Here is a 23,221-nt window from a genome sequence, read left to right on the forward strand (position 1 = left end):
TCCTTCATCTGATATACAAATGTTTCAAAACATAGTATAGCAAGTGTTCTATTGAAAAAAAATAATCATTGAGGTGAGAATATGGATGATAATAACCTAAAATTGACATCTTCCGAAATAGGGACGCTTTGGGGAGAGTATGTTAACGGGACCATGACAGATGTGGTGAATAGATATATGTTCTCCATTGTTGAAGACGAGAAAATAAAAGCCATTTTTGAGAACGCAATCAATACATTTGGAAAACAAAAACAACAAATTGTCACCTTTTTGGAAAGCGAGGGGTTTCCAGTCCCGATTGGATTTACTGAATCGGATCTCTTTAAAGATAAACAAAGGTTGTTTACGGATATCTTCTGCCTAAACTATTTACATACGATGACTTTACATGGGTTGCTTGGACATACCACTTCATTAGCTGTTTCAGTCAGGGAAGATTTGAGGCGTTTTTATGATTCCTGCGATAATGATGCGAAAAAGATGTATCATCAAACGATTGAGTTATTGCTCGAGAAGGGAAGCTTTCAGAGAGATCCTTTGTTTTATCCAGCTAAAAACCCGGAATATATCTCAGATAAGGACTTTACCGATGGATTTTTTGGCAAGGGCAGGAAATTAGCTGCAACTGAAATCATCAGTATCTCTTTCAATCTTAAAAAAAGCATTATGGCTAAAACACTTTCCATCGCATTCAGTCAAGTCGCTCAAACCAAAGAAGTAAGAAAGTTTTTGACGGATTCTCAGAATACTTCTGACCAACAAATAAAAACGTTATCCAAGATCATGCAAGCCGATAACTTACCGGTTCCGAAATCCTGGGAAACAGAAGTGACCACTTCCACTGATTCCCCATTTTCCGATAAATTAATGCTCTATCACATGGGATTTTTATTTCAAGCTGCCCAGAACTATCATGGTACAGGTCTTGCATCCGCTATGAGGACCGACCTTGTGACCGCATATGAAGGAACAATTTTAAAAAATCTAATGGTGACAAAAAATTGGTTTGACTTGATGGTACAAAATAAGTGGTTAGAACAACCTCCGCTTGCGCCGAACAGGAAAGAACTTGCTGAAGAAGTATAATGGTTGGAGACGGGGCTTTCCTGGCTCCCGCTTTCCTTTGTTTATCCGGGAGGGCAATAAAAAATAACAGCAGTCTATAGTTGCAAGGTAGACTGCTATTGGATTTCTTTCGGCCATAAAGAGGGGCAGAATTCCTATTTCAGAAGATCATCAAAGGTGAAGGTTAGTCGAATCCTGGGCATGTCATTATTGCTGAATAAGTTGAATGAAGTTTCCGCACGTATCGTCAAAGACAGCAATTGTGACATCGCCCATTTTGGTTGGTTCCATGGAAAACGACACGCCTTTTTCAACTAATTGCTGGTACTCTTCCTGAATATCGTCCACCCCAAACATCGTTACTGGAATACCTTCTTTAAATAACTTCTGTTGATACTCCTTGGCGGCAGGGTGATCATTGGGTTCAAGAAGAAGCTCCGTCCCCTTTAGTTCGTCTGGAGAAACAAGCGCAATCCACCTGTGCGCCCCAGTCGGAATATCATGCTTTTTTACAAATCCGAGCACTTCCGAATAAAACGTTAATGCCCTGTCTTGATTTTCTACGAATATACTTGTAACAATGATTTTCATTTTGATTTCCTCCTAGGCTTTTCTAAACAATCTCTCACCATTGATAACCAACCACACAACTACATCTGTCATTTCATTCGCGACAGTATGCTATTATTCGATCCATCCTTTCAGTAGGTTTTTCAGTGGTTCGTTGTTAAACATGAGCACACGATATTTTCCCTTTCGTTTGGATTCTACAAGCCCCGCATCCTCCAATGCAGAAAGATGTTTTGCTATTGCTTGTCGTGAAATCGAAAGGTCGTGCTTCATAATGAGCCGTGCTGTCAGCTCATAAAGGGTCAGCTCGTTCCGTTCAGTTAACTCGTCTAATATGAGCCGGCGGGTAGAATCACCAAGTGCTTTAAAAATTGCGTCTTTATTTCCATTCATATATCGAGTATAGGCAACTATAGGGTTGCGTGTCAAGCATAAGCAAACCTATAGTTGCTTGTCACACCTATTGCACCTGTTTAAAAAAACCGGAAAGTTGTCTCAAGGAGAAGTTTCGTATTCATTCACAGGCCGAATGCATAAAATAGGATCATACCACTATTTCGGTTAAAGCAGCCTGCCTTGAAAGGAGTGCAGCGATGGAACTGATCCCCATCACCAGCGGAAGTGCCTACTTCATTAAAATGCTCAATTTGTATACCCTCCTTTATGGAGCGGACCCGAAACAGATGCAAAAACAATTCGCAAGTCATTTTCATTATCCGAATTTTGAGGGGTACTTCGCTGTCATAGACAAAAGACTCGCGGGATTTGTATATGGGTACTCCTCGTGCAAAGGCCAATACTATCATGAATTATTGTCGAGTCATTTAAATGGGGACCCGAATTGGATGGAAGACTGTATGGAACTGGCTGAATTAGGGGTCCATCCCAAATACCGGAGAAGCGGAATTGCTAAGGAGCTAGTGAAGACATTGCTTGCAAACCGACCAGAATCAAACGCACTGCTGACAACGAGAAAAGATAATGAAGCTGCAGTGAACTTTTATACAAAAGGAGGCTGGACGGAACTCAGCGATGGATTCTTCCCAAACCTTCCCTACGAATATGTCATTTTCGGAAGAAAGTTATGATTCTGATCGAAACAGGGATTTTGAAACAAAGCCAATAATAATGGCTCTTTTCGTAAACTTTGTTGCTATTCAATATAAATTTCAACTAATATCCTGGTAAATCGTCGTTAAAACCGCGGTGAGCAGGAAAGAAAAGAGCTGCCCGTTCTTTTTCGAGAGTAAAACCCTATGAATACAGGGGAAAAATCCGGCACTTGGGATTTTTCCGAAAGCAACAATATATGCGAAAACAGCCATAATAATTAATCGTTTGCGAATCTACGTTTCTTGAATCTTTATGGGATTATCCTTCTGCTACGAATTGAAACGTTCATTTGTCCCAATTTCTCTAATGGCCTTTACTGAATAGAGCGTGAAAATATGATATCGTTAGTTCATTTGTTTTGGGTTTTCAGGTTAACACATTTAGAGAAAAACACCAGGGATCCCTTCAAATCAGGGATCCCTGGTGTTTCTCATTCATTCAGTAGATGGAAGGAACCGGTGTTATTTTTATCACCAAACATAACAACAGGCCTCTCACTCATTACTATATGGATGCTTAGGGAGATAGATCCTGACCTTGAACAAATCTCCGTCTACCTCTATAGTGAATTTCCCCTTTTGGATCTCAATCAAGTTCCCGGCAATCGATAATCCTAACCCGCTGCCTTGGCTCGTTCTCGATTCATCCCCTCTTTTAAATCGCTCCATTAATTCGCCTGCTGAGATATTTAATTCAGCCGCTGAGATGTTTTTGAAAGTGAGAAGGATTTGGCTGCCTCCATCTTCAATATCGATATATACTCTTGATCCCTCGAGTGCATAATTAAATATATTCGATAATAAGTTCTCGATGGACCTCCACAATAATTTACCATCTGCAGTGACAAAGATCTTGTCTTCAGGGTGATTCAGTTTAAAGTTTAACGCTTTGCTCACTATTTTGTCATTCACTTCACCCAGCCCCTGAGTGATTAAGGACACAATATCGATTTTCTCAAAGGAAACAGGGATATTTCTGCTGGCAGCCTTGGCTGCTTCAAATAAATCATCGGTTAATATTTTCAGCCTTTTGGATTTTTGATCTAGTACTTCAATATAATCTTTAGTCTTTGTGGAGTCCTTTTCATTTTTCAACAGATCAACATACGTGATGATGGAGGTTAAAGGAGTTCTTATATCATGGGATACATTGGTGATCAGTTCCGTTTTCAACCGCTCACTTTTGAGTTCACTCTCCACTGCTTTATTCAAGCCATCTGTGATGCTGTTAATGTTGGAAGCGAGTGCTTCAAACTCTCCTTTGCCATTCACTTCGATCCGGTGATGTATATTTCCATCCTTAATGATCTCTACCCCGTCCTGTATCATGTTGAAGGATTTGATTTTTTTATAGGCAAACCAGGCAGCTATCCCAATGGTTACCGGGAACATAAAGAATGTTAATGCAACCACTATCGGATAGCCGATTACGATCAGTACCGTTTTCACACCGACACTCCCGCTTCGATAGACATCCCCTGCAAATGTAACGAGCCTATAGACCAGGCTGAAGACTAAGGTATGTTTGATAACGGTTTTATTTTTAAAGTGTTTTACGAGTGACAGTAACAACAGCAATCCTGTTGCAGCAATTGGCAACGTTATAGGATAGAAAAACAAATCAATTTGATTGGATACTTCCTCCACCCACGTGCCCCAAAGTAGAGTCAGGCATATACATAACACGAGATTTATATCGTTGTATAATTTGTTTCCTGCATGAAGGTGTACCTCTTGATCCCTGATGAACTTTCTTCCGATAACCAGTACAAGATAGCCAAATGAAAGGACAAACCCTGCCAAGAACCATGTAATCTTGTATACGTTTTCTGCAGCTATGGCTTTATTGGCTTCCCATTCTTTTAATTGAGATTGTATATCGGCTTCCGAAAAAGCAATATAAATGACTGTATTTTCCGGATCCATGTCGTCCAGGTGATCTGTCAGCCGGTATAAGTATTCATTTTGTTTCACTTTATTTGGATAAAAATCGCGTTGATACTCTTCAACAATCATGTAAGAAGGATAGCTTTCAAACTGTTCTTTATCTGCCATCGTTGTATTAGTAAAAATATTATGGCCATCACTCGCGTAAAACAACGGTGCTTCATAATCTTCCAGCTTTTGCAAAAGGAAGTGATAGTCCTTTAAGTCCTCCTTAATCATCCTTTCCTTTGCCTGAGAAATTTCATCTGCATACTCCCGCTGGAATGTTTCCTCATTTTTTTCTCTGCTGGCCTCCGGGTTATACCCTTTGGATTGTTGTTGAAAATTTAAAAATAAATTTTCCTCTTCCTTTTTCCATTCGCTCTCATCCATTGTCTTCCCACTTTTAATATAGTCCTCGTTTTTATAGTCCTCTATTAAGGCCGTGAGTGACCGAATCAGGCTTTCGCTTTCCTGAACATAAGTCCTGCTTTCAAAATAATTGTCATCACCTACACTGCTAAAGTCTCCATCATTTACGATTTCTACCTCTACACATGCTTTCACAATCCCTGTTAAACTTAATACGGCAATCGTAAATACAATCATTTTTGTTATGAGTGAATGGCTATTTTTTTTCAACTTTGTATCCAACTCCCCACACTACCTTCAAATATTTTGGTTCCTTTGGATTGATTTCGATCTTCTCCCTGATTTTCCTTATATGAACGGAAACCGTATTTTCCGGACTATGAGCTGTTTCATTCCACACCTTCTCATAAATTTCCTCAATGGAGAAAACCCTTCCGGCGTTTGAAATCAGAAGCTTGAGGATCTTATATTGTACAGGTGTAAGGTGAACGTCCTCCCCGTCGACTGTAATCATTTTGCTTTCATCATCCATCATGAGGCCTCCGGTCTGATATACATGGCTCTTCGTTTCAAGCCCTCCAAAGGTTGTATATCTGCGCAGCTGCGATTTAATCCTGGCAATCAGTTCCAACGGATTAAACGGCTTGGTCATATAATCATCTGCTCCTAAATTCAAGCCGATGATCTTATCTGAATCCTCTGACTTGGCAGAAAGCATAATCAAGGGAATATTGTTTTCTTCTCTAATCTTCATGGTCGCTCGGATACCATCCATCTCAGGCATCATGATATCCATGATGATAAGATGGATTTCATGCTCGTTAATCACTTCTATGGCTTCTCTTCCATTAAAAGCCTTAAATATTTGGTACCCTTCATTTTCCAGATAGATTTTTATCGCTTCGACGATGGCTATATCATCATCACACACCAATATGTTCACGGATCTTCACTCCTACGTGTTTTTTTCAACATTCATCACCTCTTCACTATGGGATCTAAAAGAATCATATCAATCAAATCTTACTAAATACTTTATGAAATTCTTAAGATTTTCTTAGTGTTGCAAGAGGTCCACATTCAGCTGGACTCTGTAAAAACATGCCAAACGCCAAACTGATTATAGTAGTTTGGCGTTTTAAATCGATTTACATTAGTATGAACCACTTGGATAAGATTCTATGAACTCCTAGAAATCATCCTTTACGGCACTATTTTTCAACATGACGCCTTTCAACTCTTATCACGACTCTGTTGAGAAGGCACTTTCACTATCATCCTTTTCTGATTTTCTTAAAACCTTCAAAACTGTTCAAGCCGGCAAAGAACAGAAAGACAGCGCTTGATCCCCAGACAAAACGGGATACTAACTGGTCGTTACTTACGTTGAATAAATCGGCGATATAGGTAACGAATGGCGGTTGAAACACATTGGGGTTCGTCACAATGATAATAAACACCAATGTTGCAATGATTTCATAGACGGTGTTGAAAATCGCCAGTTTCTTTGTCCATTGCTTCTTCACTAACTTGTAAAGAGCCAATGCAACTTCAAGGCCAATGACAGCAATCACTGCCGGCCAGTAGCCATTTAATACTTCCTGATTTAAGGAAGGGGTGACAAAGACCAACCCGTCCCCATTATTTTCGTATATGCCCAGAAGCTTATCAGCATAGAAATAAATCGTCGCCCAAATGGCGGTCCATAGGAGACCTCCGAAAACTTCATATTTGGAGATTCTCCTTTTTTTAGGGATATGCGTAATCTTCTTCAGATCATCCGGTGTCCATTTTTTCAATTCAGAAGTGAGCGGCACAGGATCCGTCCCTTTGTCCGCACGCTCGATGATGGCAAAAGTCAAAGTGATCCAGAAAAATACCTGTACCCCTACTTCAATAATTCTCCAAATCCCTTCACCCAGGATAGTAAGAATGATGTCCATTACTGCTCTTCCTTCTACCGGTGAGAAGACATATTCGGCGACAAGGGAGATCAGTGAGATGGCGGCTGCGATCGGCAGAATCATTTTAATCAGCGAAATGTAGACATCAAAATAGCGCGGACCAATCAGATGCATCGGCTTCTCACTGTAATTACCTGCGAGGAGCGCTGGATTTCCCATTTCTGCAAGCACGTCTTTCACATCTTCCTCCGTAGGTCCCTCCGGCAGCATGTCCCCAATCGCAGACCTCAGTTCAAGGGCGATATCCTCACGATTTTTCTCAGGCAGCCTGCGTGTTACTTCGCCAATATACACATCAATCAGATTCATCGTATTCCTCTCCTTCCAATAATTGATGCAGTTCTTTCGAATTTTTGATCCATTCTTCTTTCAACTGCTGAAACACTTCGATCCCATACTCACTGAGCACATAATATTTTCGCGGCCTCGTCTCTGAAGTATCCCAGCTGCTTGTCACGAGTTCCTGCTTTTCCAGTCTGCGAAGGAGTGGGTACAGAGTACTTTGTTCAATCTTGATCCCATATTTCTCAAGCCGATAAACAAGTGAATATCCATACTGTGGCGTACGTAATTGGCTTAATACGGCTAAGGTAAGGTTCCCTCTTCTTAATTCTGTCAACAATGATTGCAGTAAGTTGCTCATTGATTCACCTCTTCCTACACAACACTGTGTGTCATACACTATACTTATACTATATGTCATACACTAATGGATGTGCAACATTATTTTAGGGAAGTTTGAATGTAAGGTGTGTGGAGCTTCTAAGTGGAATAACAAGTCCGATGAAAAATGAGGCAACCTGGCTTCTTATTGATGAATCTATTTTTTTGCTTTTAATACATCCACCTTTTGTATGAAATTAGTAGCCAGTTACGGAATCTTTCATCTTCACACAAAAAAACGCCTGTAAACACAAGCGTTTCCAACAATTTTATATAGGTGATCGATAAGATCCCACTTCAAAGCTTTGACCTGCGGAAATTAGTGCTGGGCTGATACTGTCAACCCTGGAGTCTATCACGGGTTGTGCTTTTGGGTTTCGGTGACGGAATTCCGTTTCGGGCTGGGCTGTTTGGGGCTTTGGTGAGGGTTAACCCTGGGATTCTATCATCGTCAGGGCTGGTTTGTGGTTTAATGATGGAGTAACACTCGGATTCCTTCGCGATTTGGATTGTTTCGCATCGCATTTTGATGATGGCATACCCGAGGGATTCCATCACGGTCTGGCTAATCTGGTGTATTGATGATGAACTAACAAAGATAAAACATAGTTCAACAGCCAACGTCCTCAAACCTAAAAAGGCGCATCCCTGAATTACTGGTTCCCCCTCTGATATTCCTACATCTCAAAGCCCGAAGCGTAAACAAGTTGTTCCTCTGTCTCTAATTCAAGCTGCCTTTTCAATCCGCATTTTTCGGCCACCTTGATGGACGGGATATTGACGGAACGAATTTGGGCAACGACCGGCATGCCAGGTAAATAAGTTCTTCCCATTTCAACCGCATAGCTTGCAAGCTCGGTTGCATACCCTTTTCCCCATGCCTCAGGGGTAAAGCGGTAGTAGAGGTTCATCACCTCTCTGTTTTTCCATTGAAGGGGTCTCACTCCGCCCATTCCGATGATTTCACTCTTTCCAGGGAGCATCACCTTCCAGTAGCCAAAGCCGTGTAGTTCCCAATCGAACTGCCATGTCCTGATATTCTCCTTCGCTTCCTTGATGTCCTTCATCGGGCCAGCAGGTCTGTAATGATTGGTTTTGGGGTCGCTTTCAATCCGAAAGACGTCAGAAGCATCATCAAGTGATGGAGGCAGCAGCTTCAGCCTTTCGGTTTCTGCATTTTCAAATTGGTTTTTTAGCCTTTCAATCGTTAACACATGTCCCATCCTGGATTTCCCCTTCCTTTTTCGCCCTTTTTTCGCATGCAAGTTCTCTAGTTTTACTATGAACCTGTTATTTTTATAGGCTCTTTTCGTAAACTTTGTTGCTATTCAATATAAATTTCAACTAATATCCTGGTAAATCGTCGTTAAAACCGCGGTGAGAGGGAAAGAAAAGAGCTGCCCGTTCTTTTTCGAGAGTAAAACCCTATGAATACAGGGGAAAAATCCGGCACTTGGGATTTTTCCGAAAACAACAATATATGCGAAAACAGCCTTTTTATAAGTTTCTATTAAGTCACTGCGGGTTTCATCTTTTTCTTCATGAACCAACCGTGCCCTTGGCCATTTTATGACAGACCCTCATCGTGCAGTCATAGTCTTTGATCAATTTGTGGTTAATTTGATTACAGTAAAGTCGTTGAGTCAGCCCTAGGTAATCCCTTATCCAACATCCACACCTATTTTTACCTTACCCTTATGACAGGCGGCCTTAAAACTGTTTTTGAGATATGTAGAATGACCTGTCTGAGGTGTGGGTGGTTATAGGCGGCCAGATAGTGCTCCTTCAAGATTCAGCACCAACTCTTTACCTTTATCAGGTCCAAAAGATATGTTTAAGATTTCCTGCCACGCAGCAAAAAAACGCCTGTGTAGACACAAGCGCTTCATCATCGTAGTATCCTGACAATCGACAGGTTCCCATCCCCGTCTCTCACTATGCTATGTATAACAGTGGCATTGCTGACACTGTTTGAAAAATAAAAACCAGCCCAATCTTCTTTTTTCACGAAAGGACAGGCAGTAACCTGTCCTTTACCGCTATTGGTTCAGAAAAGCCCCAATCGAGTCATAGACTTCCTGGATGTCACTTTTGGAATCCATCAAGCTGAAGAAGTTGAAAAATCCATGGATCTGGCCTTCTTCTCTTTGAAGGGTAACTGGCACTCCGGCTCCCTTCAGTTTCTCTGCATATGCTTCGCCTTCGTCCCTAAGGGGATCATATTCAGCCGTTATGATCAGTGCTGGCGGCAAATCGCTCAGGTCTTCCGCATTCATCGGGGCAGCATGCGGATGGGAGGCATACTCTTGGTTCTGAACATAGAGCTGGCTGAACAGCTTCATGTTCTCCAGCGTCAGAAAATAGTCTTTTCCATTTTCTTTGTAAGATTCATATTTCTCAGGATGGAAGGAATCCGTGACAGGGTACATCAGGACCTGTTTTGAAATTTCCAGCCCGCCTTTTTCTTTTGCCAGCATGGCGACCACGGCTGCTAAGTTTCCTCCTGCACTGTCCCCGGCCACCGACAGCCTGGACGCCTCCCCATTCAATTCCGCGCCGTTCTCATACACCCATTTTGCCGCGGCATAACAGTCATGGACGGCTGCAGGGAATGGATTTTCCGGTGCCAGGCGGTAATCAATCGCTATCACTACTTGCTGTGAGGCATTGACGATCCCTCTGCACACCGCATCATGACTCTCTAAATCTCCATATACGAAGCCTCCGCCATGGAAAAAGACGACCAACGGAAACGGCCCCTCACCTTCAGGGGTATAGATTCTGATCGGAAGCTGTGTTTCAGGTCCTTGAATCGTACGGTCCTCCACTTTATGAACAGGTTCCGCCTGTCCAACGCTCACGCTTGACCTGGACCGGATATCTTCTATTGTCGGTGTATAGCCTTCGGGCAATTCAGGAACCAGATTCTCTAAAAAATACTTCATCTTTGGATTTAACTCAGCCATTTCGTTCCCTCCATTAGTGCAATCTATTTGTGCTTTATTATTTCCTTGTATTGAACCTGTTATGTTTCACCCCTGCATGTCGCCATTCCGTTTGCGGCAACAGGATCTCTTTATGTTTTAACCTGCTTTCGGCCGACATAATCTTTGCGTTTTAACTTTGCTGCTTTTCTTTTGAAGGAAAAGGTGTAGCCGGGCCATAAGGTCGAGTTCCTGCCGGTTTCGTCAAGGTACCAGCTGCTGCATCCTCCAGACGTCCAGACCGTTCCCTCCATCAACTTGTTGGTTTCGTTGATGAACCGCTCCTGGGCATCTGCACGGGGTTCAATCGTTTTCATGTTTTGTTTTTTCATGTGGTTCAAGGTTTTAAGAATATGCTCCACTTGGGCCTCGATCATCACAATCACTGATGAATGGCCAAGTCCTGTGTTGGGTCCCTGCAGGAGGAACAGGTTCGGGAATCCGGCAACGGTCGTCCCCATGTACGCTTTTGGGCTGCCTTTCCATTCTTCTTTAAGCGTACGCCCTCCCCTGCCGTATATGTCTTTGGAAAAAGGCAGCGCTGTCACCTGAAATCCGGTACCGAAAATGATCGTGTCAACCGGTAGAGTAGTGCCGGTTGAATCCACGAGCCCATCTTCCCGGACTTCGGCGATTCCTGATGTGTTCACCTCTACGTTATCTTGAGCCAAGGCGGGATAGTAAGAATTGGAAAGCAGGATCCGCTTGCATCCGATCCGGTACTCCGGTGTCAGTTTTTCTCTCTGGCCTGGATCTTTTACCGCTTTATGGAGGTGGTGCCTCGCTATGCTTTCCATCGTTTTCATCCACTTTGGATTCCTGAAAGCGATGACCCTTGCCTCCCGCTGCACATAGATTTTCAGCCTTGTCATCTTTTGAAGAAGCTGCGACCGGTTATAGGCGTCCTGCTTTTCTTCACTGATGGGCCCGTCCAGCCGCGGAACCACCCATGGCGGCGTCCGTTGGAAAACATGCAGGGTGTCAACGTCTGGCTGGATTTCCGGAATGAATTGAATCGCGGATGCCCCTGTGCCGACGACGGCTACCCTTTTGCCTTTTGGGCTGAAATCTTCCGGCCACTGAGCTGAATGAAATACCTCTCCCTTGAATCTTTCCAGTCCTTTCAGATTGGGGATGGAAGGGTTGCTGAGTGCTCCAAAAGCTCCTATCACGATTTGAGCGATGAATGTTCCCTGATTCGTCTGGATTCTCCATTCCCCGCTCTCCTCATTCCATTCCATTTTCGTGACTTCATGACGAAACCGAATGTGTTTTAGCAAATCAAATGTCTCGGCACAAGTTTGCAGGTAGCTGAATATTTCCTTCTGCGGCGAAAACACCCGGCTCCACTCGGGGTTCGGCGCAAACGAGAAGGAATAGAGATGCGATTCGACATCACAGGCACATCCCGGATAACGGTTATCACGCCATACCCCGCCCACATCTTCCTTGCGCTCAAGTAGGATGATGTCCTGTTCCCCTTCCTGCTTCAGCCGCACCCCTGCGGCTATCCCCGCAAACCCTGTCCCGATGATGACAATCCTGGCTCTTGTATCGGCCTCACTGTGTCTATGTTTAGATCCCAAATCTGCCTCTCCTTCCATTGGAAGATGTATGTTGAAAGCGTTATCATTTCTTTTCAAATGTATTATGGTCTGTCTGATAAATATGACGTAATCGGAAAAATTTTTATTAAGTAGGATTGTAGCAGTTATTTTTTAAATTTTCAATTTTTTACCTCTTTCAGTGCTTTCTTTGGTAAAATAAACCTATTGAACTATATGTACAAGGGGAGAAGATTCCACCATGACACTGGTCACTCATGAAAAAAAGCGCTCCATTCATAGTTATCTTTTCGAAAAATTCATCACACTTCAAAGCACTAAAAAAAACTTTTCAACCATAGAAAATACGGCCCGATTTGTTAAACAAGCGGGACTGGAAACGAGTTAGGCCTACTCTATGGGCAAGGTGAAGCTTACGAGTGATATATAAGAAGAGATGATCGAGGACATAAAGGTTCACCTTAAATGATCAACTATGTTCCAAGCAAAAAGTGATTCTCTATATACATGGCGGTGCCTGGGTCAACCAGCCGTTAAGTCTTCACTGGAAGTTCATGGACAAATTGGCACAATCATTGAACGCGAAAATCATTGCTCCTATTTATCCGAAGGTCCCTCACTTCAGCTATCAGCACACATACCCAAAATTAGTGAATAAGTATCTCGACATCCTGTCAGGTGTGGAGAGTCCCGGTCAAGTGACCTTGATGGGGGACTCAGCGGGAGGAAACATTGCCTTAGGGCTCGCTCAACTGTTGAAAGTCGCTAGAATCCCCCAGCCAAAGGATATCATCCTCCTGTCTGCCTGCCTGGATATGCGTTTGGATAACCCGGAACTTCCTATTTATGAAAAAAAGATCCCATGTTATCTGCCGGCGGAATGGAAGTCATCACAAAGAAAGGGGCAGCCGATAAGAGTTTGGATGACCCGATCATCAGCCCCATCCATGGAGATTTAACCGGATTGGGCAAAATCACTCATTTTGTCGGCACTCATGAAGGCTTGTACCCTGATGCCCTGAAGTTTGCTGAAAAGCTGACCCACCAAGGAATAAATCACGAAGACATGATTCATTTTCGGATAAACGAAGGTGGTGGTTGTGGCGTGCGTTCGCGCGTGTCGAATTTTGTCGTTTGGTCGTTAAATTCTAAAAAGCGCCGATAAACAGGCCATTTCCGCCGAAAACTAACGGAAAAGCGCCGTTAAACTGCTCAAAACCGCCGATAATCATCAGAAAAGCGCCGATAAAGTCGGCACCCACCGCCCCCAACCTGAGCAACATCCCTGCAAAACAAAGACTTTTCCAGTAAAATACAATGAAAAGGAGTGATGAATATATGTCCAACCATATTCCAGAAATCACATTAAATGATGGAAACCGCATTCCGGCCATCGGGTTCGGTACCTACAGATTGAAAGGAAATGAAGGGGCTGCGGCCATCCAGCATGCTATTAACAACGGCTACCGGTTGATCGACTCTGCCTACAATTATGAAAACGAAGGCACTGTCGGGGAAGCCGTCCGCCGTACGTCCGTCCCTCGGGAACAATTAAAGATCACCTCTAAACTTCCTGGCAGATATCACGGATACAGCGATGCTGTTACGGCCATCCAGGAATCGCTTTACCGCGCCAACCTTGATTACTACGATCTGTATATCATTCACTGGCCGAATCCAAAGAGAGAGCAATACGTCGAAGCGTGGCAAGCATTAATCGATGCAAAAAAATGGGGCTTGGTCCGCTCCATCGGGGTCAGCAACTTCCTGCCGGAGCACCTCGAACGCCTGAAGAAAGAAACAGGTGTGATGCCAAGCATCAATCAAATTGAACTGCATCCATTTTTCAACCAAGAAGAACAGAGAAAGTGGCATGAGGAAAACGGAATCGTCACCGAATCATGGAGTCCCCTTTACCGTGCGTCTGAAGTGTTCCAGAATGAAACACTAAAAGAACTGGCTGAAAAATATGGGAAAAGCATCTCCCAAGTGGTCTTGCGCTGGCACTACCAGATTGGAGCGGTTTCGATTCCCAAATCCTCCTCCCCTGCCCGTCAGCTGGAGAACCTGTCCATCTTTGACTTCTCATTGGACAAAGGAGATATGGAAACCATCGCTGGCCTTTCGCGACCGGATGGACGAATCAACAACCAGGATCCTGCTGTTTATGAGGAGTTGTAATAGGAAAACACCCAGACTGTATGGAAAAAGGACTTGTCAAATATGACGAGTCCTTTTTTTCCATTGTAACGGAAGGAACCTCTGCATAAGGTACATCACACCTTTTTGAATCTTCCCTATGTCGCATAAATATAACTCAAATTATTGAACAGAATAGGAATATGTTTTTAAAGGGGGGATCACTATCGGCTACCCAACTAAAGAAGAAATCAACAAAGTAGATAATCAACTCACCGAGATCAGGTTAGAAAACTTTATTCACGAGGATCTTTTAACTCCCCAATGGTGGTTCTTATTATGCCTTTTAGTAATTCCTTGGATTGTCTGGTGGTTTCTGGCAGACAAATCAAGAATCAAACAAATTTGGCTTTTTGGAGTCATATTATCCATCTTGATCATTTATTTAGATGATATAGGCAGTGAGCTGAATTTATGGAACTACCCAATAAAACTAGTTAACATTGTTCCTCGGCTTAACCCAATTGATATCAGCGTCCTTCCTGTGATGCATATGCTTATATATCAATATTTCACAAGGTGGAAACCCTTTACTATTGCAAATATTATTGTTGCACTTTTCAATTCCTACATAGCGGAACCTTACTTTTTGAAAATAAATATTTATGAATTAACAAATTGGAAGTATTCCTATTCCATACCCATCTATATTCTGAAGGCAGTACTGATCAAATGTGTTGTGGAAGCGGTTTTCGTAAGAGTAAAAGATAAAAGGCTTCTTTTGATTCAATGACATCGAAGAAACCAAAGCGAAAAGAACCCTTTTTAGCAACAGCCAATTTACCATTGGCAAAAATATGAATACTGCTCAAACTACTCGAGAATAATAGCATTAACAATGCAAGGGGAGGAACGAGATGGATAAGAATTCGTTTGTTGAAGCACAGATTGATGAACATCAGCAAAACAAAAAACTGACTGCTTCAGAGCTGGCAGATTTGTATGCTAATTTCCAGGGAGATAGTATGTTTTCTACGGTATTCGAACATTTTCTTCAAGTGGTGGAAGATGATGAGGTGAAAGATTTTGTGGAATTCGCAAACGCCCTTTCCAGAAGGCACGTCAGTCAAATCAGCGATCTTTTCACCAAGGAAAAAATCCCGGTGCCTGTAGGGTTTGGGGAACAGGATCTCAGAAAAGATGCACCTCGTTTATTTGGGGATATTTTCATGGTTTTTTACATCACTCAAATGGCAGCTACTTCATTATCCATTTATAGCAGTGCATTTGGCACCGCGACAAGACAAGACATTATGAACTATTTCAGAAGCAATATCAATGATTCCGCAGAAACCTATGAAAGAGGAATGCATTTATTACTTTCAAAAGGATTGAATGTAAGTCCCCCAACCATTCCTTATGCTAATAAGATTGATTTTGTTGAGAAAAAATCATTTATCTCATTACTAACCGGAAGAGACAGGCCGCTTACTGCAGTGGAGATCAAGCTCCTGCAATTTAACATCAATACGAATATTTTAGGCAAGTCATTAATGTTAGGGTTCAGTCAAGTGGCTTCATCCGATAAGGTTCGGAAGTACTTTCGGGACGGAGCCGCACTTGCAGATAAACAAATTCAGTCATTCTCTTTGCCGTTAACTAATGGTGATCTGCCTTCCCCTAAGTTAATGGATGCACATATAACTGATTCAACGAGTGCCCCGTTTTCGGATAAACTTATGCTGTTTCACGGAGGGTTATCAGGAAGCGTAGCCCTTTCAAACATGGGTGCCGCCCTTGGACAAGTGATGAGACATGATTTAGCGGCAGAGTTTGCTTCCTTTATACCCATGATCGGAAAGTATAACAATGATGGGATTAATATGATGATTGATTATGGATGGTTGGAAGAACCATTTACGGCACCAGACCGAAAGAACCTCTCAAAATCCTCTCCAGGGAATCAAACGTAATAAACCATCGTTGGTGCCAGCTAAATGTATCTCCCTCAACAGGTGCTGGTGATAATACCTGCTATTTCTGGAATATAATTAAGAGGACATCACTCCTTAATATGGCGTCAACATGTTAAGCGACATATCCACACTTACCTTCAAGTGTCGAACCATCAATGCTCCATCCGTTACAGTTAGCTAAGGCGCATCCTTGCCAACTGCAACGGATGGAGCATTTTCCTTCTTGCATTCATTTTCAAAACCAGGAGTACTACCATTGATGAAATAAGGCAAAATTTCTTCTTTGATGTAAAAACGTGACCAATTGGCGGCTGCTTCATCAACTGTGCCGCCTTGTTCCAATAGATAAACCGAGGCACCTCTTTGCCGTTACTTACTTTCCTTGTCATCCTCATCGATATTCCTTCCCGATTCAAACCAGGCCTTTCCCATATAATCAAAATTAACAAGCCGTGTCTTCACCTGCACGCCACATATCAACAGTTTTATGGATAAATTGTTCCAATCCCGTTTCTTCGATCGTTATCGATTTTTTAACGCGAATGCAGCCTTTTCCATGATTATAGCCCGCTAATAGCTTTTCTGCATTTCCTATCTTATCTATTGTACCTACATAGAGGCTGACATAATGTTTTTGCGCGTTTAAGGCAAAGACATAGTTATCATTTGTACCATAATTCAACATCTTATAGCGAATTACCTCTTCCAACTCGGGTGCATATGTAAAAATTATTTGTCGGATCGCGAGAAGTTTCTCTTTTCGCCAATCGTCTTCAAGCAATTCTAAATATTCTTCAGAATTCTTTGCATTATATTGCATATTGAACACTACTCCCTCGTTTTTCGATTTTTTTTAGCTCCAAGAACATTTGCTTTTTCCACTCCATCTCTAGTTCTTCTATTTTATCTCAAAACATTCAAAGAAATATACGCCAAGACCCTCACTATATTCCGTAGTCTTACCTTTTTTCTACTATCAAAAGGAAATAGAGATCCTTACTTTTATAGTCGATGCTTCTTCAACTATTAATTGAAGTAGAAACTCTGATAGAAAAATGAAACATAACTCTCCACATCCTCCGTTTAACTTCAATTCATTTTCCTTTAAACAGTGCTAAAATACAACCAATGATCGTGCACGTTCTATTTCCAATTTCATAAAGGTAAAAAAAATTTCCCACTATAATATAAGGGCATTAATATACATTTTATTCCAGAGTTACATTTATTTCATCCGTAAAACATATTGCCGTTTTTGAAATAAGGTAAGAAGGAAAGGTGCTTCCTTTTTAACCTTCTTTTTGCTTTCTAAAAAATTATAAGTAATCGGTCGATGGAGTGGCTTAGCTCTGCTTTTTATATATAAGAGTGGGCAGAGCAATCTGGATGGAACGAGGAAGATACCACTCAATTAAACCTTGATGTAAATGCGGTTATAGAATTAGAGAATCTGATTGATTCTTCTAATGATGAAGATCATGAAGAAATCTCCTACTGTCTTTAATGGGCCTCATTGCCTGATTAAAGCAATTCTCAATAATGGAATTCCTCCGCTCTATACATGTTCAAATAGCGGCTGCTTGTTTGCATCAGACTTGTTGGATAAGGAGGTAATGGTATGGACTCTTTAAAATCTGCACTAAAGTTAAATGTGCTTACTTGAATAAAATCATTCCTGAATCGCAATATAATATAAGGCATGTTTTGCATTTCAAAGTAGGGGTGTATCTATAAATGAATCAAAAATTCGAAAAAAATACACTTAGGTTCTTATTGGTGTTCGGAATCATTGCATTTGGTAAGTTAATGAAACAATCTCCTGCAAAGGATTGGCTGTTGATCTTTTTCTTCAAGGGCTATCTATCGTCCATTTTGGATAAGCTCGTTGTTCGCAAAGGATACATTAAATATCCCGTTAAGTTATTTAAATCATTTGATATAAGCTTTATTTTTGATTATTTACTTTATCCGATAGCCTGCGTCCATTATAATCAAGTTACTAAAAGTTCAAATATTCTAGGGATTTTATTAAAGGTATTCTACTTTAGTATCCCTATGTCGCTCATTGAACATTTTTTTGAAACAAGGACTAGTTTAATTAGTTATAGAAAAGGGTGGAATATATACACAAGTTTAATTTCGTTATCGACAACTTTTCTCATATCCCGTGGATTTATAGCTATCACAAGGAAAGCACACAACAACCCCGTTCCGGAAAATGACTGAATGGCTTTTTGAACATAGCCCTTTCTTGATACAGGCAGCCGGTTTTTCCACTTTCAACTTCTAATAGCAGGTGTGGATCATACATCTTCAAAGAACACCCATCTTTGGTCCTTTCCATACCGATTTTTTCACGTTATCCGCATGCGTGGTATTTCAGTTCTCCCTATTGACCTCTGTTTGAACAGACCGACAGCTGCCTATAAGATAGGTCCAGCTTCAAATCTTCTCTTTCTCTGAAATGAAAAGCTTTATCTCGTCAATATTTTTTTATCGATTTCATCAAGTTTCTGCTTGGTTGTATTAAAATAGTGAGCAACTCTCGATATCAAGAAAACGATTAGTAAGAAAAACACTATGTTTACAAGAGCATGAACTTGATCCACTATAGTTCCTCCTTTTCATTCCTTTGTTCGTTCAAGTACCGATAAAACTTGGTCTGCAGCCCATGAGCTTTGGAAATAGGGATAATAATGCGATTTCTTTCCCATTCCTGCATAATTAAGTGGTAGGTTGACCATCAGTCCATTATTAAAAATCCGCCTCCAAAGAGAACTGTTTCACCTTTTGCGTGCATCCCTTTGTTTATCACAAACTCCGGAGTTCTTGCCTGCTTTCTCCCAGAAGATAGTGTGAAAACCATATCAAGTTTTGCTTCATCACTGCCGCATTCATTCCAGGCTGGTCAGAACTATAGGCCATCCCTTTGAATATGATCAATTCTGTATCCACTTCCATATCCCTTAACCCTTGAAAGAGCTCATAGGCATTTGCAGCTGGAACTCTTCTGTCGCTTTCGCCTTGCTGTAGTAAAGTGGGCGTACAGGCTGATTTGATATAGGTCATTGGAGAAGCTTTACTATATATCTCCGGATCATTCCATGGGCTGTTTCCTAAATGCCTCCTGATAAAGGAAGGTAGATCTGTATGTACATAATGGTGCCGCCAATTCGTCATACCCCCTCCGACTGATGCTGCCTTGAATCGATCACTATATGTTGAACAGAACGCTGAAATGAATCCCCCTTGGCTCCATCCCATCACCCCTACACGTTCCCTATCGGCCATTCCCCACTCAACTAGTGAATCCACTCCGGATATCACATCTTCGTAGTCACCGATTCCCAGATTTCTATAGTTTGCTTTTAAAAAGGCATTCCCGTATCCTGAACTTCCTCTGTAGTTTGGTTCCAACACGATGAAGCCCTTTTCAGTAAACGCCTCCACAGGATACTTTTCATTGAAACAGCCAGAATGAATCGGGAAAGATGCCCACGCCGGACCACCATGCACCAGTACCAATAACGGATAGGTTTTATGACAATCGAAGTCTGTCGGGGTTGTTAAAACCCCTTCTATTTCAAAATCATTCCGGCTTTTCCAAGAGATGACTTCCCGGTTACTTGTACGCTTAGCTTCGATAATCCTGTTTTCATTGGTGATTTTTTCATCGTCTAAATAGACTTCGAAGGTCTCATTTCTCGCGGCTTTGATATAGGCTGTATGATGTCCATCCTTTGTGGTAGCGGCCTCCAGTACGAAGCCATCCTCACTTACCTTCTCAACTGTGCCATTTTGTGATAATAACCCCATTAAATAGTTCGTTTTATGCTGCCATTTCATGAAAATCCCTCTAGCTGTCCATCGGATCGGTGTAACCGTGCTGTCAAAATCCCTTAAAGGTTGAGAGAATTCGCCGCTCTTTAGGTCATAAATCTCGATAGTGCTGTCCTGTATTCGGGTTTCGTAGTACTCCTTTTCTCTTATGCTTGCTGTATAACCTATTTTGCTGCCATCAGGCGAAAAGCAAACACTCCCTCCCAATAACTTATTTCTATTAAGCTTTTGCAGCTCTTTAGAATTGAGGTCCAGTATGTATAGGTCCCGATGCTGATCATCGTCCGAATCCGGGCTCGGGGTTGCGATAAAGCCCATTTTCTTCCCGTCTAGTGAACTATCGAATTCCTGGATATGAAAATCCTTGCCGTCCGTCAGCTGCTTCTGGCCGCTGCCTTCCTGTTCGGTTTTGTCCTTTTCAGCATCTGTCTCCCTATTATATTCAATAAAATATAAACAATGATTCTGGTGTTCTTTTCCTACATGATGGAAGTCACCATATTTGTTCTTTCGTATCTTGATTTCCTCAGATTCTTTTGGCTGTGCAGTATAATAAAAACCATTGCCATTTGGAGCCCATTTGAATTTACTTACTCCATTTATTTCATGGGTCAGTTGAATTCTGCCCCTGCCATTAAGAGACTCGACAAAAAGTTGATTTTTCATCTCATCCCCGTTACCAGCTGCACTTAAATAGGCAATATAGCTTGATTCCGGAGACCATGCCGGGGATGTGCCCTCTATCTTGGTTGTCAATTTCTCCTTGCTTTTTTCATATATCCAAATGTGATTCTTATATGAATTGTCTTTCCAGTCAGCTGTCTTTTTGACAAACGCTGCGTTATTACCATCCTCACTTATGGTTACACCCGATAAGGTTGGCATTGAAATAAGTTCCTCTATGGTTAGATATGTTTCCCCATTGCTATTCATGGATAAATCTCCTACTCTTTATTTGTATCTTCTTAAAAACTTTATCACGTAAAAGCGCACAGTCATTGAAGGACAAAACCTAATTTTAACTAGCTTGGAAAGAGCATTTTTATAACTGATAGCGACATAATGATAGCCGTACATATATAAAAGCAGCCGCTTTTCACTTGCTTATCCTGCACTTTTTCTATTCCCAGAAAAAGAAAAAACACCAATAAAAACGAAGGCAGGACAAATCTGGGAAATTGCGGGTCGGTAATAAAAACATACGTCATGCCCAATCCGATTCCCATGATAGCCAGTATAAAGTTTACTTTTCTTAATAGGGCCATTCTTCTTCCTCCTATTTTCTTTCATACCATTCAGCCGGTTTGACATTTTTCACATTTCAAATTCCCCATCCTCCACACAATTGAAGGGTATTTTTTCCCAGAATTGCACTGATTTAATTGATCCTGAGTAAGCATATTGAAGGAGCTTTCATACACTCTCCTTTTAAGGATTACAAGCACCTTTATTTATCTTCTTCCTTGTCAATCTTCTTTTCCAAAAGCCTGATCACTTCTTCATTCTGTTTAGTAATCTTATGTAAATCTTTTGATAGTAAAGGCAAATAGTACATGATGAAGACACCAACAGCAAAAAGAGCTATTACATATACAAATTGCATCTTTTCCATCTCCTTTATATTTGGCTGAGATCTTTATCATGAACAGCTTCACGTTCTTTCAAAAATAGAGCCATTATCCTGTTTGAATGGACATATCTGATTAGTTGGTTTAGCCGCTACATCCAAAAATTTCACTGAAAGCCGCGGCATCCTCCTTAGTTACTTGAAGATAAACAACTAAACGGGTTAGTTTTGCAAATAATACACCCAATGCTAAAGCTGGACCAAACGTCTTTATTAACGACGAGCTTTTGCTTTGGTTAAAGGCATATTTTATAAATACAACAAGAGCTGTAACCAATATAAGTATGAAGAATCAAAGATCCATGTTGTACCACCTTAATTCATGTCTATCCTAATCTTACCATAAAAACCCATATCTGTTTCCGCTCAATAACAACTCTAGTACTCTATCAGGATTCATTTTCCGAACGGAAGGGAGGGAGGTTTTACAATCACCTCATTTTAATGTTAACTCTTTCAAAAATAGGGAATTAGTATAGAGGAAGGTTTCACAGCGCAGTTAATGAAAAAGGAGTGGAATGTATGAATCAGAATCAATTGGAACGAATGAAGAATGGAAAAGGGTTTATTGCTGCACTCGATCAAAGCGGAGGCAGTACGCCAAAGGCATTGGAAGCATATGGAGTTACGGAGGACTCCTATTCAAATGAAGATGAGATGTTTGAACAGGTGCACACGATGCGAACAAGGATTATCACGTCTCCTGCCTTCAGCTCCGATTATATCCTTGGAGTGATCTTATTCGAACAGACGATGGACAGTAAAGTAGAGGGGAAATATACGGCGGATTATCTGGCTGACCATAACATTGTCCCCTTCTTGAAAGTGGATAAAGGCCTGGCTGAAAAGGAATACGGCGTACAACTTATGAAGCCGAATCCGGATCTTGATGAAACGCTTCGCCGTGCCAAAGAACGGAATATCTTCGGCACCAAAATGCGTTCGGTCATCCATGAGCCGAATGAATCGGGAATCAAGGCAGTGATGGATCAGCAATTTGAGATTGGCAAGAGAATCATTTCCTCTGATTTGGTTCCCATCATTGAACCGGAAGTGGATATCCATAGCGAGGACAAGGAAAAATGCGAAGAAATCCTGCGTTCCGAAATTGTAAAGCATCTCAATGATTTGTCCGAGAATGAAAATGTGATGCTGAAGCTCACGATCCCGACAAAGGCCAATGCGTACAAAGAACTGGCTGAGCACCCAAGAGTCGTCCGGGTGGTGGCCCTCTCCGGCGGCTATTCCCGTGATGAAGCCAATGAGAGATTGAAAGAAAACGATGGTATGATTGCAAGCTTCTCCAGGGCGCTTGCTGAGGAATTGAGGTTTAACCAATCCTCCACAGAATTTGACCAAGCAATGCAGAATGCCATTGAATCAATTTATGATGCTTCTGTTCATAAAAAGTAAAGTGG

24 protein-coding genes are annotated in these 23,221 nt (G+C 41.6%); 9 read left to right on the top strand and 15 right to left on the bottom strand.

What is annotated here, in order from left to right; genetic code table 11:
* Positions 1-81 precede the first annotated feature (81 nt).
* Positions 82-1,086, top strand: coding sequence for a DUF3231 family protein (locus tag AC4E8A_RS12480; protein ID WP_490193480.1), 1,005 nt, complete (start codon positions 82-84; stop codon positions 1,084-1,086).
* 186 nt (positions 1,087-1,272) lie between these two features.
* Here AC4E8A_RS12480 and AC4E8A_RS12485 read toward each other — a convergent pair whose 3' ends face one another.
* A complete protein-coding gene (locus AC4E8A_RS12485) occupies positions 1,273-1,656 on the bottom strand; it encodes a VOC family protein (protein WP_490193481.1) in 384 nt (127 codons plus the stop codon).
* Between the two features lie 93 nt (positions 1,657-1,749).
* Positions 1,750-2,028 (bottom strand): ArsR/SmtB family transcription factor, encoded by a 279-nt coding sequence (locus AC4E8A_RS12490; RefSeq protein ID WP_490198860.1) that lies wholly within the window; start codon positions 2,026-2,028, stop codon positions 1,750-1,752.
* Positions 2,029-2,228: 200 nt separating this feature from the next.
* Between AC4E8A_RS12490 and AC4E8A_RS12495 the strand changes: the two genes are divergently transcribed.
* On the top strand, positions 2,229-2,723 hold the full coding sequence (locus tag AC4E8A_RS12495) for a GNAT family N-acetyltransferase (protein WP_490193482.1): 495 nt from the start codon (positions 2,229-2,231) through the stop codon (positions 2,721-2,723).
* A 519-nt stretch (positions 2,724-3,242) separates the two neighbouring features.
* On the opposite strand, the gene AC4E8A_RS12500 is transcribed toward AC4E8A_RS12495, so the two are convergent.
* The 7 genes from AC4E8A_RS12500 to AC4E8A_RS12530 all read right to left on the bottom strand — a co-directional run bounded on the left by AC4E8A_RS12500 (position 3,243) and on the right by AC4E8A_RS12530 (position 12,242).
* Complete coding sequence (locus AC4E8A_RS12500; RefSeq protein ID WP_490193483.1) at positions 3,243-5,315, bottom strand: HAMP domain-containing sensor histidine kinase; 2,073 nt, start codon at positions 5,313-5,315, stop codon at positions 3,243-3,245.
* On the bottom strand, positions 5,302-5,988 hold the full coding sequence (locus tag AC4E8A_RS12505) for a response regulator transcription factor (RefSeq protein WP_490193484.1): 687 nt from the start codon (positions 5,986-5,988) through the stop codon (positions 5,302-5,304). Before AC4E8A_RS12505 ends, AC4E8A_RS12500 begins: the two co-directional genes overlap by 14 nt.
* A 331-nt stretch (positions 5,989-6,319) precedes the next feature.
* Positions 6,320-7,318 carry an HAAS signaling domain-containing protein gene (locus tag AC4E8A_RS12510; RefSeq protein WP_490193485.1) on the bottom strand — a complete coding sequence of 333 codons (999 nt, stop codon included), beginning with the start codon at positions 7,316-7,318 and terminating at the stop codon, positions 6,320-6,322.
* Positions 7,305-7,652, bottom strand: a complete 348-nt coding sequence (locus AC4E8A_RS12515) for a PadR family transcriptional regulator (RefSeq protein ID WP_490193486.1) — start codon at positions 7,650-7,652, stop codon at positions 7,305-7,307. The genes AC4E8A_RS12510 and AC4E8A_RS12515 overlap by 14 nt, the downstream gene beginning before the upstream one ends.
* Before the next feature lie 697 nt (positions 7,653-8,349).
* Positions 8,350-8,895, bottom strand: coding sequence for a GNAT family N-acetyltransferase (locus AC4E8A_RS12520; protein WP_490193487.1), 546 nt, complete (start codon positions 8,893-8,895; stop codon positions 8,350-8,352).
* An 816-nt stretch (positions 8,896-9,711) separates the two neighbouring features.
* Positions 9,712-10,638, bottom strand: coding sequence for an alpha/beta hydrolase (locus AC4E8A_RS12525; RefSeq protein WP_490193488.1), 927 nt, complete (start codon positions 10,636-10,638; stop codon positions 9,712-9,714).
* Between the two features lie 110 nt (positions 10,639-10,748).
* Complete coding sequence (locus tag AC4E8A_RS12530) at positions 10,749-12,242, bottom strand: flavin-containing monooxygenase (protein ID WP_490193489.1); 1,494 nt, start codon at positions 12,240-12,242, stop codon at positions 10,749-10,751.
* Positions 12,243-12,712: 470 nt separating this feature from the next.
* Here AC4E8A_RS12530 and AC4E8A_RS12535 point away from each other — a divergent pair, with 470 nt between their 5' ends.
* From AC4E8A_RS12535 to AC4E8A_RS12555, 5 genes are all read left to right on the top strand, one after another.
* Positions 12,713-13,180, top strand: coding sequence for an alpha/beta hydrolase fold domain-containing protein (locus AC4E8A_RS12535; protein WP_490193490.1), 468 nt, complete (start codon positions 12,713-12,715; stop codon positions 13,178-13,180).
* Positions 13,102-13,386, top strand: coding sequence for a hypothetical protein (locus AC4E8A_RS12540; protein ID WP_490193491.1), 285 nt, complete (start codon positions 13,102-13,104; stop codon positions 13,384-13,386). Before AC4E8A_RS12535 ends, AC4E8A_RS12540 begins: the two co-directional genes overlap by 79 nt.
* Positions 13,387-13,559: 173 nt before the next feature.
* Positions 13,560-14,402 carry an aldo/keto reductase gene (locus AC4E8A_RS12545; RefSeq protein WP_490193492.1) on the top strand — a complete coding sequence of 281 codons (843 nt, stop codon included), beginning with the start codon at positions 13,560-13,562 and terminating at the stop codon, positions 14,400-14,402.
* Between the two features lie 352 nt (positions 14,403-14,754).
* Complete coding sequence (locus AC4E8A_RS12550; RefSeq protein ID WP_490198861.1) at positions 14,755-15,153, top strand: CBO0543 family protein; 399 nt, start codon at positions 14,755-14,757, stop codon at positions 15,151-15,153.
* Positions 15,154-15,277: 124 nt separating this feature from the next.
* On the top strand, positions 15,278-16,333 hold the full coding sequence (locus AC4E8A_RS12555; RefSeq protein ID WP_490193493.1) for a DUF3231 family protein: 1,056 nt from the start codon (positions 15,278-15,280) through the stop codon (positions 16,331-16,333).
* Between the two features lie 180 nt (positions 16,334-16,513).
* Here AC4E8A_RS12555 and AC4E8A_RS12560 read toward each other — a convergent pair whose 3' ends face one another.
* On the bottom strand, positions 16,514-16,678 hold the full coding sequence (locus tag AC4E8A_RS12560; protein WP_490193494.1) for a hypothetical protein: 165 nt from the start codon (positions 16,676-16,678) through the stop codon (positions 16,514-16,516).
* A 100-nt stretch (positions 16,679-16,778) separates the two neighbouring features.
* Complete coding sequence (locus AC4E8A_RS12565; RefSeq protein WP_490193495.1) at positions 16,779-17,156, bottom strand: iron chaperone; 378 nt, start codon at positions 17,154-17,156, stop codon at positions 16,779-16,781.
* Between the two features lie 986 nt (positions 17,157-18,142).
* Between AC4E8A_RS12565 and AC4E8A_RS12570 the strand changes: the two genes are divergently transcribed.
* Positions 18,143-18,562, top strand: coding sequence for a CBO0543 family protein (locus AC4E8A_RS12570; RefSeq protein WP_490198862.1), 420 nt, complete (start codon positions 18,143-18,145; stop codon positions 18,560-18,562).
* A 248-nt stretch (positions 18,563-18,810) separates the two neighbouring features.
* Here AC4E8A_RS12570 and AC4E8A_RS12575 read toward each other — a convergent pair whose 3' ends face one another.
* The 4 genes from AC4E8A_RS12575 to AC4E8A_RS12590 form a co-directional block, all read right to left on the bottom strand.
* Complete coding sequence (locus tag AC4E8A_RS12575; protein ID WP_490193496.1) at positions 18,811-18,945, bottom strand: hypothetical protein; 135 nt, start codon at positions 18,943-18,945, stop codon at positions 18,811-18,813.
* A gap of 202 nt (positions 18,946-19,147) precedes the next feature.
* A complete protein-coding gene (locus tag AC4E8A_RS12580; protein WP_490193497.1) occupies positions 19,148-21,109 on the bottom strand; it encodes a S9 family peptidase in 1,962 nt (653 codons plus the stop codon).
* An 89-nt stretch (positions 21,110-21,198) separates the two neighbouring features.
* On the bottom strand, positions 21,199-21,441 hold the full coding sequence (locus tag AC4E8A_RS12585) for a hypothetical protein (RefSeq protein ID WP_490193498.1): 243 nt from the start codon (positions 21,439-21,441) through the stop codon (positions 21,199-21,201).
* 182 nt (positions 21,442-21,623) lie between these two features.
* Complete coding sequence (locus tag AC4E8A_RS12590; protein WP_490193499.1) at positions 21,624-21,779, bottom strand: hypothetical protein; 156 nt, start codon at positions 21,777-21,779, stop codon at positions 21,624-21,626.
* Positions 21,780-22,325: 546 nt separating this feature from the next.
* On the opposite strand from AC4E8A_RS12590, the gene AC4E8A_RS12595 reads away from it, so the two are divergent.
* Entirely contained in the window at positions 22,326-23,216 is an 891-nt protein-coding gene (locus tag AC4E8A_RS12595) for a fructose bisphosphate aldolase (RefSeq protein WP_490193500.1), read from the top strand.
* Positions 23,217-23,221: the final 5 nt, after the last annotated feature.

This window comes from Bacillus sp. SRL337 (assembly GCF_984799155.1).

Excerpts from the sequence above, each read along its gene's own strand:
- AC4E8A_RS12480 (WP_490193480.1), top strand. The coding sequence starts at position 82 with ATGGATGATAATAACCTAAAATTGACATCTTCCGAAATAGGGACGCTT.
- AC4E8A_RS12485 (WP_490193481.1), bottom strand. The coding sequence starts at position 1,656 with ATGAAAATCATTGTTACAAGTATATTCGTAGAAAATCAAGACAGGGCA.
- AC4E8A_RS12490 (WP_490198860.1), bottom strand. The coding sequence starts at position 2,028 with ATGAATGGAAATAAAGACGCAATTTTTAAAGCACTTGGTGATTCTACC.
- AC4E8A_RS12495 (WP_490193482.1), top strand. The coding sequence starts at position 2,229 with ATGGAACTGATCCCCATCACCAGCGGAAGTGCCTACTTCATTAAAATG.
- AC4E8A_RS12510 (WP_490193485.1), bottom strand. The coding sequence starts at position 7,318 with ATGAATCTGATTGATGTGTATATTGGCGAAGTAACACGCAGGCTGCCT.
- AC4E8A_RS12515 (WP_490193486.1), bottom strand. The coding sequence starts at position 7,652 with ATGAGCAACTTACTGCAATCATTGTTGACAGAATTAAGAAGAGGGAAC.
- AC4E8A_RS12520 (WP_490193487.1), bottom strand. The coding sequence starts at position 8,895 with ATGGGACATGTGTTAACGATTGAAAGGCTAAAAAACCAATTTGAAAAT.
- AC4E8A_RS12525 (WP_490193488.1), bottom strand. The coding sequence starts at position 10,638 with ATGGCTGAGTTAAATCCAAAGATGAAGTATTTTTTAGAGAATCTGGTT.
- AC4E8A_RS12540 (WP_490193491.1), top strand. The coding sequence starts at position 13,102 with ATGGAAGTCATCACAAAGAAAGGGGCAGCCGATAAGAGTTTGGATGAC.
- AC4E8A_RS12545 (WP_490193492.1), top strand. The coding sequence starts at position 13,560 with ATGTCCAACCATATTCCAGAAATCACATTAAATGATGGAAACCGCATT.
- AC4E8A_RS12555 (WP_490193493.1), top strand. The coding sequence starts at position 15,278 with ATGGATAAGAATTCGTTTGTTGAAGCACAGATTGATGAACATCAGCAA.
- AC4E8A_RS12565 (WP_490193495.1), bottom strand. The coding sequence starts at position 17,156 with ATGCAATATAATGCAAAGAATTCTGAAGAATATTTAGAATTGCTTGAA.
- AC4E8A_RS12570 (WP_490198862.1), top strand. The coding sequence starts at position 18,143 with ATGAAACAATCTCCTGCAAAGGATTGGCTGTTGATCTTTTTCTTCAAG.
- AC4E8A_RS12580 (WP_490193497.1), bottom strand. The coding sequence starts at position 21,109 with ATGAATAGCAATGGGGAAACATATCTAACCATAGAGGAACTTATTTCA.
- AC4E8A_RS12585 (WP_490193498.1), bottom strand. The coding sequence starts at position 21,441 with ATGGCCCTATTAAGAAAAGTAAACTTTATACTGGCTATCATGGGAATC.
- AC4E8A_RS12590 (WP_490193499.1), bottom strand. The coding sequence starts at position 21,779 with ATGCAATTTGTATATGTAATAGCTCTTTTTGCTGTTGGTGTCTTCATC.
- AC4E8A_RS12595 (WP_490193500.1), top strand. The coding sequence starts at position 22,326 with ATGAATCAGAATCAATTGGAACGAATGAAGAATGGAAAAGGGTTTATT.